Origin of the sequence: Aliivibrio sp. 1S175, assembly GCF_001690985.1 — a bacterium.
Lineage (GTDB): Bacteria > Pseudomonadota > Gammaproteobacteria > Enterobacterales > Vibrionaceae > Aliivibrio.
Window position 1 is genome coordinate 12,342 of sequence record NZ_MAJS01000046.1, and the last position, 16,268, is coordinate 28,609.

The window sequence follows — 16,268 nt, forward strand, 5'->3', positions numbered from 1 at the left end:
GTAAACGCGCATATTATCTTATAATTAAGAATTTCATATTATAATCAATATTTATAGGTGAACTATGTCACAAAAATCGTTTAAATTTGCAGTGAAGGGAAAAGTACAAGGGGTCGGTTTTCGTTTTCATACCGCACATGAAGCAATAAAATTAGGATTAACGGGGTATGCACGAAATCAACAAGATGGTTCTGTTGAGGTGTTTGCCTGCGGTGACGAAGACAATATTGAGAAACTAGCTCTATGGCTAAAAAAAGGACCTCAGCTTTCAAGAGTCGATTCAGTCGAGAAAGCTGATGCGGAATGGCAAGAATTAAGTGATTTTAAAATGTATTAATCGTGCCAGAATTCAGTGTTATAAACACTTCGCAGGTTTTGGTAATCCGGCCAGTTTTGTTGCTTGCTTAGCTGGCCCTAATTTAAATAGTTGGAATAAATACTTACTGTTGCCTTTTTCTGGGCCATGTTCTTTTTCCATCGCTTTAACAAGCATTCGTACTGCTGGAGACGTTTTGAATTCTTCATAAAAAGAACGAACAAAGCGAATGACTTCCCAGTGCGCGTCAGTTAGCTCAATATTTTCTTCTTTTGCTAACATTGGCACTAACTCTTCACACCAATCAGTATGATTCATTAAATACCCTTGAGCGTCGCGTTCAATGTGCTTACCGTTAAATTCCATACAACTTATCTTAATGATTAGGACCGATTCTTTAAGTTTAGCAAATAGAGATTAGATCGGGCAATCTTGTTATTGAATTTACCCCCTATTATTACGTATTGGTAAAAGAGATTTTTATTCCGAGCACGTCGATAAAGTAAAGAATGTGATAGAATTATCAAAGTTAATGAATAATAAAAATTCAGTAGGATATATTTTGAGTCAATCAAATCAAAACTCAGCCTCAGCACTTAGAAAAGCGTTGAGTGAATGTATGATCCGTGATCGTTTCCGCCTAAGTAAACGCATTCAAGGCGCATCACGTATCAAAAATGAAGAATCACGAAATGCCGTGTTTGATGAAATCGCATTAGATATCGCACAATCTATGCAGGTTGCTAACAACCGTGAAATTGATCGCCCAACGATTAAATACCCAGATCTGCCAGTAAGTCAGAAAAAAGATGACATTGCTGAAGCGATTGCGAATAACCAAGTGGTTATCGTTGCCGGCGAAACTGGGTCGGGTAAAACCACTCAGCTACCAAAGATTTGTCTGGAATTAGGTCGAGGCAAGTTTGGTAATATAGGGCACACTCAACCTCGTCGTTTAGCCGCTCGAACCGTTGCTGATCGTATTGCAGAAGAGATGGAAACTCAGCTTGGTAGCCATGTCGGTTATAAAGTTAGATTTAACGATAAAGTATCAGAACGTACGCAAGTTAAATTGATGACTGACGGTATCTTACTTGCTGAGATTCAAAGTGATCGCTATTTAAATCAATACGATACGATTATTATCGATGAAGCGCATGAGCGTAGCTTGAATATCGATTTTATCATGGGTTATTTACGTGAATTATTGCCAAAGCGCCCAGATTTAAAAATCATCATCACATCAGCAACCATTGATCCAGAGCGTTTTTCAAAACATTTTAATAATGCCCCAATTATTGAGGTATCGGGCCGCACGTTCCCAGTAGAAACACGATACCGTCCAATTATTGAAGACGGTGATGATACAGACAGAGATCAATTAGAAGGCATTTTTGATGCAGTTGATGAGCTGTGTGCAGAAGGGCTAGGGGACATTCTGTTATTCATGACGGGTGAGCGAGATATTCGTGATACCGCAGAAGCGTTAGAGAAACGTAACTTACGAGACACTGAAATTGTGCCTCTATATGCACGTTTGTCTTCTCAAGAACAAAATCGTGTTTTTCAACCCCATGCTGGCCGTCGAATTGTATTAGCAACCAACGTAGCAGAAACATCGTTAACCGTTCCAGGCATCAAGTACGTGATTGACCCAGGTACGGCCCGTATTAGTCGCTATAGCTACAGAACAAAAGTTCAACGTTTACCGATTGAAGCGATCTCTCAAGCCAGTGCGAATCAGCGTAAAGGGCGTTGTGGTCGTGTATCAGAAGGTGTATGTATTCGTCTGTATTCAGAGGAAGACTTTGTTGCTCGCCCTGAATTCACCGATCCTGAAATTTTACGAACTAACTTAGCCTCTGTTATTTTACAAATGACAGCGTTAGGTTTGGGTGACATTCAAGCATTCCCATTTGTAGAAGCGCCTGATAATCGAAATATTCAAGATGGTGTGAAACTCCTTGAAGAGCTAGGTGCGATTAATGCTGAGATAAGTGACCCTAAAAAACGCTTAACGAAAGTAGGTCGTGAATTGGCTCGTTTGCCTATCGACCCTCGTTTAGCTCGAATGGTACTTGAAGCGCCGAATCAAAATGCATTGCAAGAAGTGATGATCATTGCTGCGGCGTTATCAATCCAAGATCCACGAGAACGTCCAAGTGATAAAAAACAACAATCAGATGAGAAGCATAAACGTTTTAATCATGAAGATTCTGATTTCTTAACGTTTGTAAATATTTGGCAGTATGTAAAAGAGCAACAGAAAGAGCTATCTAGCAACGCGTTTAGAAAGCAATGTCGCAAAGATTTCTTAAATTATTTACGTATTCGTGAATGGCAAGATGTGCATTATCAATTAACCCAAGTCATGAAAGAACTTAACTATAAAGTGAATCAAGAGGCGGCAGGGTATCAAGGTGTTCATACGGCAATTTTAGCCGGTATGCTTTCTCATATCGGTCAAAAAGATCAAGAGAAAAATGAATACCAAGGCGCACGTAATGCACGCTTCCATATATTCCCAGGATCTGGTTTATTTAAGAAGCAGCCTAAATGGGCAATGGTGGCAGAGCTAGTTGAAACCTCAAAATTATGGGGCCGTATCGTTGCGAAAATTCAACCAGAATGGATAGAACCACTCGCACCGCATTTAATTAAACGCAGTTACAGTGAGCCACATTGGTCGAAAAAATCGGCGGCAGTAATGGCGTACGAAAAAGTGACGATTTATGGCATTCCGATTGTCGTGAAGCGTCAAATTAATTACGGTACGATTGATGCGCCAGTGTGTCGTGAAATATTTATTCGCTCAGCGTTAGTTGAAGGGGAATGGAATACGAACCACAAGTTCTTTAAGCAGAACCGTAAATTATTGCAAGAAGTTGAAGAGTTAGAGCATAAATCTCGTCGTCGTGATCTATTGATTGATGATGACCAACTTGCCGAATTTTATGACCAACGAGTAAATACGGATGTGGTTTCTGGCCGTCATTTTGATTCGTGGTGGAAAAAAGCCCAAAAAGAAACGCCCGATTTACTTAATTTTGAAAAAGAGATGTTATTTCGTAATGACGCAAGTCATGTAACGGATCTCGATTATCCAAATTTTTGGCATCAAGGTAACTTAAAGCTGAAGTTAAGCTATCAATTTGAACCGGGGCAAGATAGTGACGGTGTAACCGTTCATGTTCCATTGCCGATCCTAAACCAAGTGACTCCAGACGGTTTTGATTGGCAAATTCCAGGCTTACGTCATGAAATGGTTGTTGCTTACATTAAATCGCTACCAAAGACACTGCGACGTAATTTTGTACCCGCGCCAAATTATGCAGATGCATTCTTATCGCGCACAACACCATTTGAAATGCCACTGCTCGACAGTCTTGAAAAAGAGCTACGACGAATGACAGGGGTAGAAGTTCTGCGTGAAGATTGGAAGTTAGAACAAATTCCAGATCATTTAAAAGTAACGTATCGTGTTGTTGACCATCATAACCGTAAGTTAAAAGAAAGCCGTGATCTTTACGACTTGAAAGATGGTTTAAAAGATAAAGTACAAGAGACGTTATCTCAGGTCGCTGATGATGATATTGAACAAACGGGCTTGAAAACGTGGAGCTTTGGCGAGCTGCCAGCACTTTATACACAGAAGCGTGGTGGTTTTGAAGTTAAAGCCTATCCAGCGATTGTGGATAGTAAAGACAGTGTTGAAATCAAATTATTTGAGACAGAAGAAGAGCAGCACAATGCAATGAAGGCTGGTCAACGTCGCTTGATCCTTCTGAATGTTCCATCTCCAATTAAGTATTTACACAGTAATCTACCAAATAAATCAAAATTAGGGTTGTATTTTAATCAATATGGTCGAGTATTAGACTTGATTGATGACTGTATCGCTTGTGGTATTGATAAGTTGATCGAAGATAAAGGTGGCCTAGTTTGGGAGCCTGAAGCTTTTGAAAAAATGAAAGAGCACATTCGAGCAGAGCTTGGAGACACGGTTGTTGAGATCGCTAAGTTAGTTGAAACGATTTTAACGACAGCTTTTCAAATACAGAAAAAATTGAAAGGTCGTGTAGATTTAAGCATGGCATTTGCTTTGTCTGATATTAAATCTCAAATTGAAAACCTGATTTTTAAAGGTTTTGCAACAGAGTGTGGTTGGAAAAAATTGACGGATATCCATCGTTACATGAAAGCAATCGAGCGTCGGATGGAGAAGCTACCTATTGACCCAACTCGAGATCGAGGTCATTTATTGAAAGTGGATGGTATCAATAATGAATATAAAGAGTTATTGAATAAAATACCGAAAGGGCAGCCTATTCCAGATAAAGTGAAAGAGATCCGTTGGATGATAGAAGAGCTTAGAGTGAGTTATTTTGCCCAACAACTTGGTACGCCATACCCTGTTTCAGATAAACGAGTGAAAAATGCCATTGCCGATTGTTAAGGTATAACCTAAACTATAGATAATGTCGGCATATTAATTGCTTTATAATTAATAAGATAAAAAAGAGCGGCAAAGATTGCCGTTCCCTTTTCAAAAATAGGATTGAAAATGAAAAAGACACTTTTAGCGTTAGCTCTAGCGAGCGTATCAGTAACAGCAGCGGCTGACTCATGGATTTATGGTGGTGCACAAGTAGGTTCTGCTGATTACAGAGGCGAAAGCTCAACGGTATACGGTGCTCACATTGGTACAGGTATTCTTCCTTTCATCGGTTTAGAGATGGGTGCATGGAATCTAGGTTCTTATGATGTTGCTGGTCAAACTACCGATGTAACTTCTGTTAACTTCGCTGTTAAACCAAGCATCGATTTCGGTCCATTACACGTTTACGGTAAAGCGGGTATGCACAGCTGGGAAGAAAAGGGCGCATTTAAAGACGATGGCGTTGATCCATTCTTTGGATTAGGCATTGAATACAACATCATCCCAATGTTTACTATTGGTGCTGGCTACAACAACTTCACAGTTGATGATAAAAACATTGATTTTGCATCAGTTAACCTAACGGTTCATTTCCTATAATTTTGTAATTATTTGAATACAAAAATGGCGACCAATGTGGTCGCCATTTTTTTAAGCTAAAAAGTTAAATATTAATCAACTAATTGATATTCTTCTTTTAATACTTTAATGATTTCTGCTTTTGGGTTGTCACTAAGCTTGATTGGAGCTCCAGTAATTTTAGCAGCGATGTCTAAATAGGTTTTAGACAAATCCATCATTGCTTCTAATGGCAGTGCATTCTCTTTAGCTAAAGCAAATCGCTCATCCATTCTGTTTTTATTTAAAAGAATATCTGGTTCAGGGAAGTGATTTAATAAGAACTGACGGAAACCTTCTTTAGAGTTCTCAATGATATGACCTGAACGATATGCTTCTTTATCCCAGATACGTGATGAATCAGGTGTACCTACCTCATCCATATAAATCAATTTTTCATTGCCTTGAGAATCATTCACATAACCAAATTCAAATTTTGTATCAACAAATATTTGATCGACTTTATTTAATGCCTTAGAAATAACCGCAAAGCCTTCTTTTAATAACTTCTCATACAATGCGATGTCTTCTTCACAAGAAAAATTAAATTTCGCGTAGTTATCTTCAATATTCTTACGAGTAATGTTTACATCATCGACTTCAGGAACGCCTTCTATTCCTTTTAAAACCCCTTTAGTTGAGGGTGTTAATAGTAATTCAGGTAACTGTTCGTCTTTTTCTAAGCGCTCTGGAATTTGAATCCCACAAAAATCACGCTCACCATTGGTATAAGCACGCCACATAGAACCGGTAATATATTGACGGCAAATGGCTTCAATCATGACAGGTTTTGCTTTTTGAACAATCCATACAAACGGGTGAGGAATATCAAGAATATGGCTGTCAGCTAAGTTGTTATCTTTAAATAGCTGGAACCAATGATTAGAAATAGCGTTTAACGCTGCGCCCTTGCCAGGAATTCCTTTAAGTCCGCCTTCACCATGCCAAATACAATCGAATGCAGAGATACGATCACTGATAACCATGATAGCTAAAGGTGCGTCAGAAGCGACATTGTAGCCTTTTTCTTTGATAAGGCGGCGGCTGTCTTCTTCTGTTAACCAATAGACAGAACGAACCTTACCACTGTGCACGGGTTTATTGGTACGAATTGGCAGATCATCATTAACAGCAAGTACTTGTTCGGAAAGACTCATTATAGAATTCCTATATAAACGGTTTAAATACAGGAAGCATCATACCAGAACTATTAATGACTACCACTAGAAAAGCAAACGTTTGCTTTTTATTTTCACTAAAAAACTGAGTTGAGCTAGTGAGCGTCAATAAGTTAGACTAATACATATAAAATAAATAACTCAATAGGGCACTTATGCGAACTAAAAATATCATTGCTTTAGCTATGTTAATGATTTCAAGCAACAGTTGGGCAAACATGTGTCCAGTCAATGTTGAAAATGATGTAGTACTTACTCCATCAGGAGAAGTTAAAGTTGATAACGCTCAAGATAAATTGAGAATAGATCATGATGGTCGAGTATATGTTAATGGCAAAGAACTTGATTTAACGGCGTCACAAAAGCAAGCTGTTGAAAAGTACCAGCAACAAGTGTCTGATTATATTCCAACCGTTGTCGATTTTACTGATAAAGGTATTGCGGCTGCTAACGATTTTGTGAGCGAAATTGAAACCTCTTTTGATGCAGAAGGCTCATTTGATGCTGTAAAAATCAAAATTGATGAATATGGAGTAACCGCGAAACAAAAATTCTATCAAGGTAAAAATCTAATTTTAGAGCACGACTTTTTTAAAGAAGTAAATACGACTTGGAAACAAGATTTTGAAGTCATGATTAAAAGTCTTGATAAAGAGATATTTGCGAGTGTTTTTAATTCATTATCAGATAAAATGGCAGAAGGGGAATTGAATTTCTCTGAATTACAACAGCAGTTTGCCGATGCACAAACAGCAATGAAATCAAAAATGGAAGAACATCGAGTAGAAGTAAAACAAGAAGCTCAAGAATTGTGTGATTCAGCAAAAGACATTGCAGCAGAAGAGCAAGATTTACATCAACTTATTCCTGAATTAAAAGCATATCCAGTATTTACCATTTAATTAATAAAGAGACAGCAGATTATGTTCGACACAACAGAAACGATTATTTTTTCAAAAACAATATGCCCATTTTGTGTTAAAGCAAAAGCGATTTTGGACGCTAAGAATATAGCGTACAAAATATTAACGTTAGATACAGAATTAAGTAAAGAAGACATGGTAGCGTTAATTCAAGAAAAAGAAGGAATAACAGTGAATACCGTGCCTCAAATTTACCTAGATGGTAAATACATTGGTGGACATGACGATTTAGTGGCGTTTTTTGAACGTCAAGATACCGGCATGGATCTTGGAAGTTTTGAGCTGTAGAATACATTAGCAAATAATAATCATACCGTTCACTTAGTCAGTGCATAATAAATAAGAGTAATAAAAATATGTGGAAATCTCTTCTAACATTAATGGATGATTCAGTGGTTGTACTGCATTTTCCTGATGAGTTTCAGCCGGATGAAGAACCGACATTAAAGAACTTTAAAGATCGTTTAGAAGAGATTAATGCGCATAGTTTTCATTTTGATGAAAAAATTATTACATCAGTTATACAAGATGTTAAAAACGGTATGATTGCACATCATCAAGAACGCATAGTAGCTACGCGACGTGATGCAGAAGTTATCATTGCCATTGAAGATCGTGACATGAAAGCAACCATGGCGGTTATTGGTGCTTATGGTGGTAAAGATTTAGCTAGTAATGACATTATTATCGCATTAACCAGTATGAAAATTACTCGTGGTATCAGTAAAAATGCCTTGAAGAAAATGATGTTCCTTAGCCGAAATTTAATGGCGGGAGAACGTATATCTTTGGTCGTAGCGAAAGGAAAAGAGCCAGTTGATGGTGCAAATGCAAGCTTTACACCTCTAGTCGAAGATTTTCGAGAGCAAGCTTTGAAACCTCAAGAAAAAGAAGGCGAAGCTGATAAAGTTGATATGCGTGATTTAGGTGAAACGATTACGGTTTCTGAAGGCGATGAATTGATACGACGCACCCCTCCAACCAAAGGTACTGAAGGGTACACCGTAAAAGGTGAGATTATTCCTGCTACACCAGGTAAGAATCACAAACTTCGTGTCGGTAAAGGTGCAGCAATTTCACCACATGATCCAGAATTAGTTATTGCGACTATTTCAGGAATGCCGTGGATTAACAAAGATGGGGCAGATGTCGATAATGCTTTATGTTTGAATGCGGTTGATATTTCTACAGGGCATGTGAAATTTAAAGGCAGTGTGATTGTGAGTGGTGATATTGCTGCTGATATGATAGTAAGAGCGACAGGCAGTGTCACTGTCGGAGGTTTTATTGAATCAGCAGATGTTCAAGCTCATGGTGATGTTATTGCAATGAAAGGTATTATTGGCCATCAAGTTGAAGATGGTGAAGAATATTCGTGCTTTGTTAAAGCTGGCGGTAAGATCATCGCTAAATTTGTGCAATCAGCAAATTTACAAGCCTCTGGAGACATTGAACTAGGATTACATTCAATCCAAAGTTTTATAAAAAGTAAGAATGCAGTCACTGTTATGGACAAATCAGGCCTAACTGGATCGATTGTCGGTGGTGAGGTGTATGCGGGCTCTACAATTACGACGGTTAATTTAGGTGCAACTGCAGGCACTCAAACATTAGTAAAAGCTTTTACTCGTTTTGATAAATATAAAGAAAACATTGCAAACTTGAATGCTAAATATAAATCGGCTCAAGAGACAACAATGAAGGTGGTACGTGCCGAAATGGATCTGGCTAAAGTACCAAAAGCCGATCGCACACCTGAGCAAATTGAACGTGTTCAAACAATGAAAGAAGAATCAAACAAAGAAATGACGCTTTCAATGACACGGTTCCAATCAGCAGAAGAAGAGTTAAGAAAACAGCTGAATGAGAATGTCGTTAAAGTAATGGAAAGAATGTATCCCAAAGTGACGATTCAATATGCAGAAGAGCAAGTGACGACAAAGCGTGAGCATAGCCCATGCAAGGTTTACTTTAATGAATATGAAATTAAAATCGACCCCATCATTTCAAAAAATACTAGCCTTTTAAATGGTTAGTTTATAATTGTTAGTTTTAATATGAACCGCTCTTAGTAGCGGTTTTTGTTATTAAAATGTACCTACGTAAACAACATGTTAAGTCAATGATAAGCTTAAGAGCTAATAATTCCTAACTGTGATCAGTAACTAATTTTAAACTTGCGATGCCTCTAATATTCGGGATACTAAATACCTGAAGTAAATCATTTGTGCTTTTCAATAGGATGTTGAGAGTAGATGTGGGAATTATATCGAGGCAAATATGAGTAAGATAATTGATTTTGATTACAGTGCATTTCTTGTCGATTCAAGTAAACAAAAATGGACTTTTTCTCAAGCATTAAAAAGCATGATCCCAACATTTGGCACGGTTTGGAATGCGTCAGTTCATGACTCGACTCCGACAAAAGAAAGGCTCCGTCAAGAGGCTCTACAAGTTCTTTCTTCGCATATCAGTGATGAGTCTAATATGATCCGTCTTATTCGTTTAGCACGCATAGAAGGCATTACAGATCTACAAATTAAATTGCCTTACGTATTAGATAAAGACCAAATTGATTCTATTTTAGAAAATACGTATACCGATATATCTCAATCAAATGATGGTATTGATCTTCTGTATGTTCATTTAAAAGAAAAATAAGCTATTTAAAATAGCGATATTCCTTGAATTAAACTTAGTGCAATACTGTTATTTTTCGGTTTAATGTTAACCACTGTGAATCAGAAAAGTAGTAACAGTTAGAGTTACAAATAATAGCACTAGCAGTACCAAATTGTTTTGCCTTCTCTATCGTCTCTCTTTCTGTAAGATGGTTTGATGCCTTTAATCGAACCAATCTATTTAGTTCAATACCATGCTTCAATAATGTCTCGCAGCTTGGCATTGATGTATTGGCAGTGATAAAAATCCACTTATCTTGTTTTGATAGACTTTTTAATATCTGTATGAAATGAGCCTCACATTGCGCATTAACTTGGCTTGCTGCACTTGTAATGTGTTGTGAGATTGCGTTATTAAATGAGTGTGAGTACGTTGTTAATGCCATTGCGCTGTTCATAATAAAATACCTGTTCATCCATACAGTGTGTATTTATACAGTACTTTTAATTTAATTAATGATCAAGCTATTTTTTCTTTTATATAGGGTTAGTTATACTCTTAAAATACAAATAATTAGAGTAACGTATTGATATTAAAGAGGGTGTAGATTATGCACAGGAAATCCTGAACAGTAAGAGGTAGGTTTGGTATAATTAGATTAGAATTTTTTGATGACAAAAAGTATGTACGATAAATCATTATTAGACCCAATTTACTCTTTTCTACAGTGTGAAACACCAGATGAATGGATCGATGAAGCTAAAAAACCACAGAATTTAGCTATTATTCTTAAAGACCATTTATTATGTGAATTAAAAGCGGCACAAAGTGCGATGTATTTAATTCGTAAATACGCGGTAGATAAAGAAAGTGCAGCTACTTTATTAGAATGGTTCAAGCCCTATGAAGAATTTGCTTATAAAAAAGTGGGATCTTTAGAAACACTCAAAGGCAAAAGCAATATTTCCAAGAAAATCACCGCTCGTAAAGAGGCTAAATATAGCCAAGAACTGATAGATAAAATGGTCTTGCTGATAAAAGAAGAATTACATCATTTTTATCAGGTTCTTGAAATCATGACAGAACGAAATATTCCCTATGAAGGCATTACAGCAAGTCGTTATGCCAAAGGAATGCTGAGTAATATTATTACTCATGAACCTCATACGTTGATTGACAAGCTTATTATTGGTGCTTTTATCGAAGCGCGTTCTTGTGAGCGCTTTGCAAAACTCGCTCCGTATTTAGACGACGATTTAGCGAAATTCTATATTTCTTTATTGCGTTCAGAGTCTAGGCATTATCAAGATTATATTACATTGGCAGAGCAGGTTGCTGGTGGTGATGTGAGCGAGCGAGTGGCGCATTTTGCAAAAGCAGAAGTCGATTTAATTCAATCTGATGATGATGATTTTAAATTTCATAGTGGTAAGCCATCAGTTAAATATCTTCAATCTAACTAGACGAAACAGAAATAAAAAAAGGTCGCAGTGAGCGACCTTTTCATTGTTAATTGAATTAGATGATTACCATTTTTTCTTTGGTTGAAATAAAACATCGATGTCATCATCTTTGTTTTTATCCAATTTATCTTGAAGTTCTTGATCTTGTTTCTTTTTCGTTTTGTTATTTAGTTCATCAAGCATATCTTGTAGTTGGGTACGCGCTTTGTTTGAGTAACCATCATTTTTACTAGATAAAGCATCAATCCCTTTTTTCAGTAGCTGACGAGCAGTACCAGCTTGGCCACGTTGAGTCGCTTCTTTTGCTCGTTTGACTACATTTTCTATATTAATACGAACTTGCATTGATTCAAGACGCGCGTTTTCAGCAACAAATACTTGTGTATTTACTCGACCTTTTCTATGCTCAGCACGCAACGTATCACGAAGACGTTTTACTAACTTCAGCATAATAAGCGCTTGTTTATCATTACTCGGAACTTTGAAGTTTGTGCTGTCACCACCCGTATAATTTGTTTTTAACTGTTGGAGTTGTTGCTCCATGTTTTCGATACGGGCAGGGTAAGAGCGGTCATGTAAGTCTAATTCAGAGATAGATCGTAATGCATCAAGGATTCGTTGGTTTAGGCAAACTAATAGTTCTTTGCTGTATGGGAGATGGTGAGCATTACTGATAAGTTCTTCAGTTGAGTCAATAATAACCATATGCTTTGCAGATTCTTGTTTTTTAGCAGATTCGATCTTTGTTCTATACTGAACAATGATGTTATAGCCAATTATCAAGGTAAGTAGAATCGCAAAAAGTCCAATAATTAGAGCAATATTCATAGTTTATAACATACATCCGTTAGTAGTGATTTCTAGTTTAACATCTTGTAAAGTAAATGAATAGCAAGGGGATAATTCCCACAAGTTAATTACTTGAAAGCGAGTCGTGACGCTAGGTCTTAATTAATGCTATCGACAAGCATTCACATTTCTTTAGCCTAATATTACTTTATTTAAACAAATTATGAATATTAAGCATAAGGCTTTGAAAAGAGATAGGAATAGGTATATAACAGTATCGTATAAGTTAAATAAATTTTACGTAAAGGATTACAGGTAAATTAAGATGAAATTACAACAATTACGGTACATTGTTGAAGTGGTTAACCACAGTCTAAATGTATCTTCAACAGCTGAATCATTGTATACCTCACAGCCAGGCATCAGTAAACAAGTGCGTTTACTAGAAGATGAATTGGGTGTACAAATTTTTGAACGTAGTGGAAAACACTTAACGAGAGTGACCCCTTCGGGTGAAGAGATTATTAAAATATCTCGTGAAATCTTATCTCGTGTTGAAAGTATTAAATCTGTCGCGGGTGAGCATACCCATCCTGAAAGAGGGACATTAAATATTACAACAACCCATACTCAGGCTCGTTATGCTTTACCTGATGTAATTAAAGGCTTCACCACTCGTTACCCTGATGTTTCGCTACATATGCATCAAGGCACACCAGCACAAATGTCAGATGCGATTGCAAAAGGGACTGCGGATTTTGCCATTGCAACAGAAGCGCTTCATTTATATCAAGATGCTATTATGCTTCCTTGTTATCACTGGAATCGTTCAATCGTTGTCACTAAAGATCATCCTTTAGCTAAGAAAACAAGTGTTACGATTGAAGATTTAGCCGCTTATGAATTAGTGACTTATGTGTTTGGGTTTACAGGACGCTCTGCATTAGATAGTGCTTTTAATAAGGCAGGGTTAAAACCTAAAATTGTTTTTACAGCAACAGATGCTGATGTCATTAAAACCTATGTTCGTTTAGGCATTGGTGTCGGTGTAATTGCAAGTATGGCAATGGATCCAGAAAGAGATTCTGATTTAGTCGCATTGGATGCCAGTCATATCTTTGATGCAAGTACAACGACGATTGGCTTTAAGCGTGGCTCATTCTTAAAGAGTTATATGTTTGATTTCATGGAGCGCTTTGCACCTCATTTAACTCGGCCTATTGTTGAACAAGCAACGATGCTAAAAAATAATCATGAAATTGAAGAGATGTTTAAAGACATTAATCTTCCTGTCCGTTAAGATCGGCCCGATACTACTTTTAGGGCCGCTTTCATGCATTCTCAGCAATTTTTAAATATAGACCGTTTGTTAGCTCAGGCGGTCTTTTTTTGGCAATTTTCTGCGTTTCACAGCTCAGATTATCCATGGCGTGAAACCCATACAGAGCTAAGTGATTGGCTTGATGGATTATCACTTCAAGAAGTCCAGAGTTTAAAATTAGATCCTGAAGAACTTACCAATCAACTTTCTGTTTATATTCCGCAATTATCGGAACTCTATTCTCTCGCTCAGTTACCAGAGCTAACAGTATCTATTCCAGCGTGTCCAAAAGGGTTAGATTCCGGAATTAATGGTCGTAAGTGGCAGCAAATAACAAAACTTAGTGCATTAGGGGCTGAGTATCATAAACCACAAGGTGGATGGTTAGAATGGTGTGGTGGAAAGGGGTATTTAGGGCGAGTGTTAACGGCAACAACAGGAATGCCAGTTACGACATTAGAATGGCAACAATCACTTTGCGATAGTGGTCAATCGTATGCAAATAATCACCAACTAGATATGACGTTTATACAAGGTGATGCACTTTCTCCACTGAGTGATGATTTGATAAAAGAGAAGCAACACGCGGTTGCTTTGCATGCTTGTGGTGATTTACATATCAACTTGCTTACGCTTGGTATTGCACACCATATCAATGCAATAACCATTGCTCCTTGTTGTTTTCATTTAACTCAATCTGTGAATTATGTAGGCTTATCTTCATTGTCACAGCAATCAACACTGGAATTATCCAAAGATGATCTGCGTTTGCCTTTACAAGAAACCGTTGTTGCGGGGCTACGGACTCAACATCATCGTGAGTTAGAGATGTGCTTTCGTTTAGGGTTTAAGGCGTTACAGCAGTCATTGAGTGAGAGTAAAACGTATCTTTCTATCCCAAGCATTAAAAAATCATTATTAAGTGATGGATTTGAAGCATTTTGTTATTGGGCGGCAGAGAAAAAAGAACTAATACTGCCAGAAGATATAGTTTATGACGATTGGTTGAAGAAAGGAGAGGCTGCTTTTGTTGTTATGGAAAAATGCGATTTAATTCAACATCTGTTTAAAAGACCATTAGAAGTATGGTTGTGTTTAGATCGGGCTTTATTGATGGAAGAGGCGGATTATGACGTCCGTATTGGTGAGTTTTGCTTAAAAGAAGAAACGCCTCGAAATATTGTTATCCAAGCAAGAAAGCAGAAATAATGACCAGAACTTAAATAATAAAGGCGCTTACATTAAGCGCCTTTATTGGTTTATATAGCTAGCAGAGAATTAAAGAACCGCTGCAATCCCTTTACATAAAGGAAGCATATTGTCTTTTGTCATACCAGCAACACTGATACGGCCAGAGCCGACAATGTAGATAGCAAACTCATCTTTTAGGCGGTTTACTTGCTCTTTAGAAAGACCAGAGAACGAGAACATGCCGTTTTGACCTTCAATAAAGCTAAAGTCAGCAGCAACGCCTTGTTCTTTTAATGTGGTTACAAATAGAGTACGCATTTCTTGAATACGGTCACGCATTTCTGCTACTTCTTGTTCCCACTCTGCACGCAACGCATCATCATTTAAGATGTAGGTAACGACAGCAGCACCGTGAGCTGGTGGGTTAGAGTAAATAGAGCGAATGATAGCTTTAACTTGAGAGAATGCATCAGAAGCAACAGCGGGTTCTTTTGCTACTAGAGTGAAAGCACCAACACGTTCATTGTATAGACCGAAGTTTTTCGAGAATGAACTTGCTACTAATAACTCAGGGCAATATTTAGCGAAAGTACGAAGACCAGACGCATCTTCTTCTACGCCTTTAGCAAAGCCTTGGTATGCGAAATCAAATAAAGGCAGTAATCCTTTTTCTGAACACAGTTTCGCTAGTTCTTCCCACTCAGAAGCCGTTGGATCAATACCTGTTGGGTTATGGCAGCAGCCATGAAGTAGAACAACATCACCTTCGCTTGCTTGTTGAAGATCAGAAAGCATTGCAGCGAAGTCTTTTGATTTAGTTTCAGCGTTATAGTAGCTGTATTGTGCAGTCTCGATACCAGCAGCGGTAAACACACCTATGTGGTTTGCCCATGTAGGATTACTGATCCAGATCTTCACATCGCCAAGCTGACGTTTAATGAATTCACCAGCAACTCGTAATGCACCAGTACCACCTGGAGCTTGAGCGGTTTGAGCGCGTTTTTCTGTAATAACTTCAGCATCGTTACCAAATAACAGTTTTTGAACTGCTAGGCCGTATTCTGCTGTACCTTGGATGGTTAAGTATGACTTTGTTTTTTCAGTATCAAGCAATACTGCTTCTGCTTTTTTTACCGTTTTTAATACAGGTGTTTGACCTGCTTCGTTCTTATAAATACCAACACCTAGGTTGATTTTTTCAGCACGAGGGTCGTTTTTAAATTCATCAGTAAGACCTAAAATTGGGTCAGCTGGTGCAGCAGAGATCTTTTCAAACATAGTCATCATCCATGGTGAGATTAAAATAAAAAAGTTAACGAGCGATTTAGTTATTTATACCCGTTAACCTTGTAAGTTTGCAACGGTTAGATAACTAAAATGCCAAAATTTATTAATTAAAGAATGAAATC

The 16,268-nt window shown here is 37.6% G+C and carries 15 protein-coding genes; 10 read left to right on the forward strand and 5 right to left on the reverse strand.

Annotated features, from left to right (window positions below):
• Positions 1-64: 64 nt before the first annotated feature.
• Entirely contained in the window at positions 65-337 is a 273-nt protein-coding gene (yccX, locus tag A6E06_RS12975) for an acylphosphatase (RefSeq protein ID WP_065591313.1), read from the forward strand.
• A gap of 18 nt (positions 338-355) precedes the next feature.
• Here yccX and A6E06_RS12980 read toward each other — a convergent pair whose 3' ends face one another.
• Complete coding sequence (locus A6E06_RS12980; RefSeq protein ID WP_065591312.1) at positions 356-682, reverse strand: TusE/DsrC/DsvC family sulfur relay protein; 327 nt, start codon at positions 680-682, stop codon at positions 356-358.
• A gap of 166 nt (positions 683-848) precedes the next feature.
• Here A6E06_RS12980 and hrpA point away from each other — a divergent pair, with 166 nt between their 5' ends.
• Both hrpA and A6E06_RS12990 read left to right on the forward strand, forming a co-directional pair.
• A complete protein-coding gene (gene hrpA, locus A6E06_RS12985; RefSeq protein ID WP_255310620.1) occupies positions 849-4,772 on the forward strand; it encodes an ATP-dependent RNA helicase HrpA in 3,924 nt (1,307 codons plus the stop codon).
• A 108-nt stretch (positions 4,773-4,880) separates the two neighbouring features.
• On the forward strand, positions 4,881-5,354 hold the full coding sequence (locus A6E06_RS12990; RefSeq protein WP_065591311.1) for an outer membrane beta-barrel protein: 474 nt from the start codon (positions 4,881-4,883) through the stop codon (positions 5,352-5,354).
• 71 nt (positions 5,355-5,425) lie between these two features.
• Here A6E06_RS12990 and A6E06_RS12995 read toward each other — a convergent pair whose 3' ends face one another.
• Entirely contained in the window at positions 5,426-6,529 is a 1,104-nt protein-coding gene (locus A6E06_RS12995; protein ID WP_065591310.1) for a phosphoribosylaminoimidazolesuccinocarboxamide synthase, read from the reverse strand.
• Positions 6,530-6,705: 176 nt separating this feature from the next.
• Between A6E06_RS12995 and A6E06_RS13000 the strand changes: the two genes are divergently transcribed.
• From A6E06_RS13000 to A6E06_RS13015, 4 genes are all read left to right on the forward strand, one after another.
• Complete coding sequence (locus A6E06_RS13000; protein ID WP_065591309.1) at positions 6,706-7,452, forward strand: YggN family protein; 747 nt, start codon at positions 6,706-6,708, stop codon at positions 7,450-7,452.
• A 21-nt stretch (positions 7,453-7,473) separates the two neighbouring features.
• Complete coding sequence (locus A6E06_RS13005) at positions 7,474-7,761, forward strand: glutaredoxin domain-containing protein (RefSeq protein ID WP_065591308.1); 288 nt, start codon at positions 7,474-7,476, stop codon at positions 7,759-7,761.
• A gap of 68 nt (positions 7,762-7,829) precedes the next feature.
• Entirely contained in the window at positions 7,830-9,509 is a 1,680-nt protein-coding gene (locus A6E06_RS13010; protein WP_065591307.1) for a DUF342 domain-containing protein, read from the forward strand.
• A 244-nt stretch (positions 9,510-9,753) separates the two neighbouring features.
• Positions 9,754-10,134 carry a transporter gene (locus tag A6E06_RS13015; protein ID WP_065591306.1) on the forward strand — a complete coding sequence of 127 codons (381 nt, stop codon included), beginning with the start codon at positions 9,754-9,756 and terminating at the stop codon, positions 10,132-10,134.
• A 34-nt stretch (positions 10,135-10,168) separates the two neighbouring features.
• Here the strand turns inward: A6E06_RS13015 and A6E06_RS13020 are convergent, their stop codons facing one another.
• The gene (locus A6E06_RS13020; protein WP_065591305.1) at positions 10,169-10,552 is read right to left on the reverse strand and encodes a hypothetical protein; all 384 of its coding nucleotides are present in this window, start codon (positions 10,550-10,552) and stop codon (positions 10,169-10,171) included.
• A gap of 226 nt (positions 10,553-10,778) precedes the next feature.
• Between A6E06_RS13020 and miaE the strand changes: the two genes are divergently transcribed.
• Positions 10,779-11,558 carry a tRNA isopentenyl-2-thiomethyl-A-37 hydroxylase MiaE gene (gene miaE / locus A6E06_RS13025; RefSeq protein ID WP_065591330.1) on the forward strand — a complete coding sequence of 260 codons (780 nt, stop codon included), beginning with the start codon at positions 10,779-10,781 and terminating at the stop codon, positions 11,556-11,558.
• A gap of 63 nt (positions 11,559-11,621) precedes the next feature.
• On the opposite strand, the gene A6E06_RS13030 is transcribed toward miaE, so the two are convergent.
• Positions 11,622-12,386, reverse strand: coding sequence for a DNA repair protein (locus tag A6E06_RS13030; RefSeq protein ID WP_065591304.1), 765 nt, complete (start codon positions 12,384-12,386; stop codon positions 11,622-11,624).
• A 286-nt stretch (positions 12,387-12,672) separates the two neighbouring features.
• On the opposite strand from A6E06_RS13030, the gene cysB reads away from it, so the two are divergent.
• Together cysB and A6E06_RS13040 are read left to right on the forward strand one after the other, a co-directional pair.
• Positions 12,673-13,647, forward strand: a complete 975-nt coding sequence (gene cysB, locus A6E06_RS13035) for an HTH-type transcriptional regulator CysB (protein ID WP_065591303.1) — start codon at positions 12,673-12,675, stop codon at positions 13,645-13,647.
• Between the two features lie 33 nt (positions 13,648-13,680).
• Entirely contained in the window at positions 13,681-14,877 is a 1,197-nt protein-coding gene (locus A6E06_RS13040) for a methyltransferase (protein ID WP_065591302.1), read from the forward strand.
• Between the two features lie 69 nt (positions 14,878-14,946).
• On the opposite strand, the gene A6E06_RS13045 is transcribed toward A6E06_RS13040, so the two are convergent.
• Positions 14,947-16,137 (reverse strand): amino acid aminotransferase, encoded by a 1,191-nt coding sequence (locus tag A6E06_RS13045; protein WP_065591301.1) that lies wholly within the window; start codon positions 16,135-16,137, stop codon positions 14,947-14,949.
• Positions 16,138-16,268: the final 131 nt, after the last annotated feature.

Bases quoted from the DNA above. Each gene is read 5' to 3' on its own strand.
- cysB (WP_065591303.1), top strand. From the start codon at position 12,673: ATGAAATTACAACAATTACGGTACATTGTTGAAGTGGTTAACCACAGT.
- A6E06_RS13030 (WP_065591304.1), bottom strand. From the start codon at position 12,386: ATGAATATTGCTCTAATTATTGGACTTTTTGCGATTCTACTTACCTTG.
- A6E06_RS13020 (WP_065591305.1), bottom strand. From the start codon at position 10,552: ATGAACAGCGCAATGGCATTAACAACGTACTCACACTCATTTAATAAC.
- A6E06_RS13045 (WP_065591301.1), bottom strand. From the start codon at position 16,137: ATGTTTGAAAAGATCTCTGCTGCACCAGCTGACCCAATTTTAGGTCTT.
- A6E06_RS12990 (WP_065591311.1), top strand. From the start codon at position 4,881: ATGAAAAAGACACTTTTAGCGTTAGCTCTAGCGAGCGTATCAGTAACA.
- A6E06_RS13010 (WP_065591307.1), top strand. From the start codon at position 7,830: ATGTGGAAATCTCTTCTAACATTAATGGATGATTCAGTGGTTGTACTG.
- yccX (WP_065591313.1), top strand. From the start codon at position 65: ATGTCACAAAAATCGTTTAAATTTGCAGTGAAGGGAAAAGTACAAGGG.
- A6E06_RS12995 (WP_065591310.1), bottom strand. From the start codon at position 6,529: ATGAGTCTTTCCGAACAAGTACTTGCTGTTAATGATGATCTGCCAATT.
- A6E06_RS12980 (WP_065591312.1), bottom strand. From the start codon at position 682: ATGGAATTTAACGGTAAGCACATTGAACGCGACGCTCAAGGGTATTTA.
- A6E06_RS13000 (WP_065591309.1), top strand. From the start codon at position 6,706: ATGCGAACTAAAAATATCATTGCTTTAGCTATGTTAATGATTTCAAGC.
- A6E06_RS13040 (WP_065591302.1), top strand. From the start codon at position 13,681: ATGCATTCTCAGCAATTTTTAAATATAGACCGTTTGTTAGCTCAGGCG.
- miaE (WP_065591330.1), top strand. From the start codon at position 10,779: ATGTACGATAAATCATTATTAGACCCAATTTACTCTTTTCTACAGTGT.
- A6E06_RS13015 (WP_065591306.1), top strand. From the start codon at position 9,754: ATGAGTAAGATAATTGATTTTGATTACAGTGCATTTCTTGTCGATTCA.
- A6E06_RS13005 (WP_065591308.1), top strand. From the start codon at position 7,474: ATGTTCGACACAACAGAAACGATTATTTTTTCAAAAACAATATGCCCA.
- hrpA (WP_255310620.1), top strand. From the start codon at position 849: ATGAATAATAAAAATTCAGTAGGATATATTTTGAGTCAATCAAATCAA.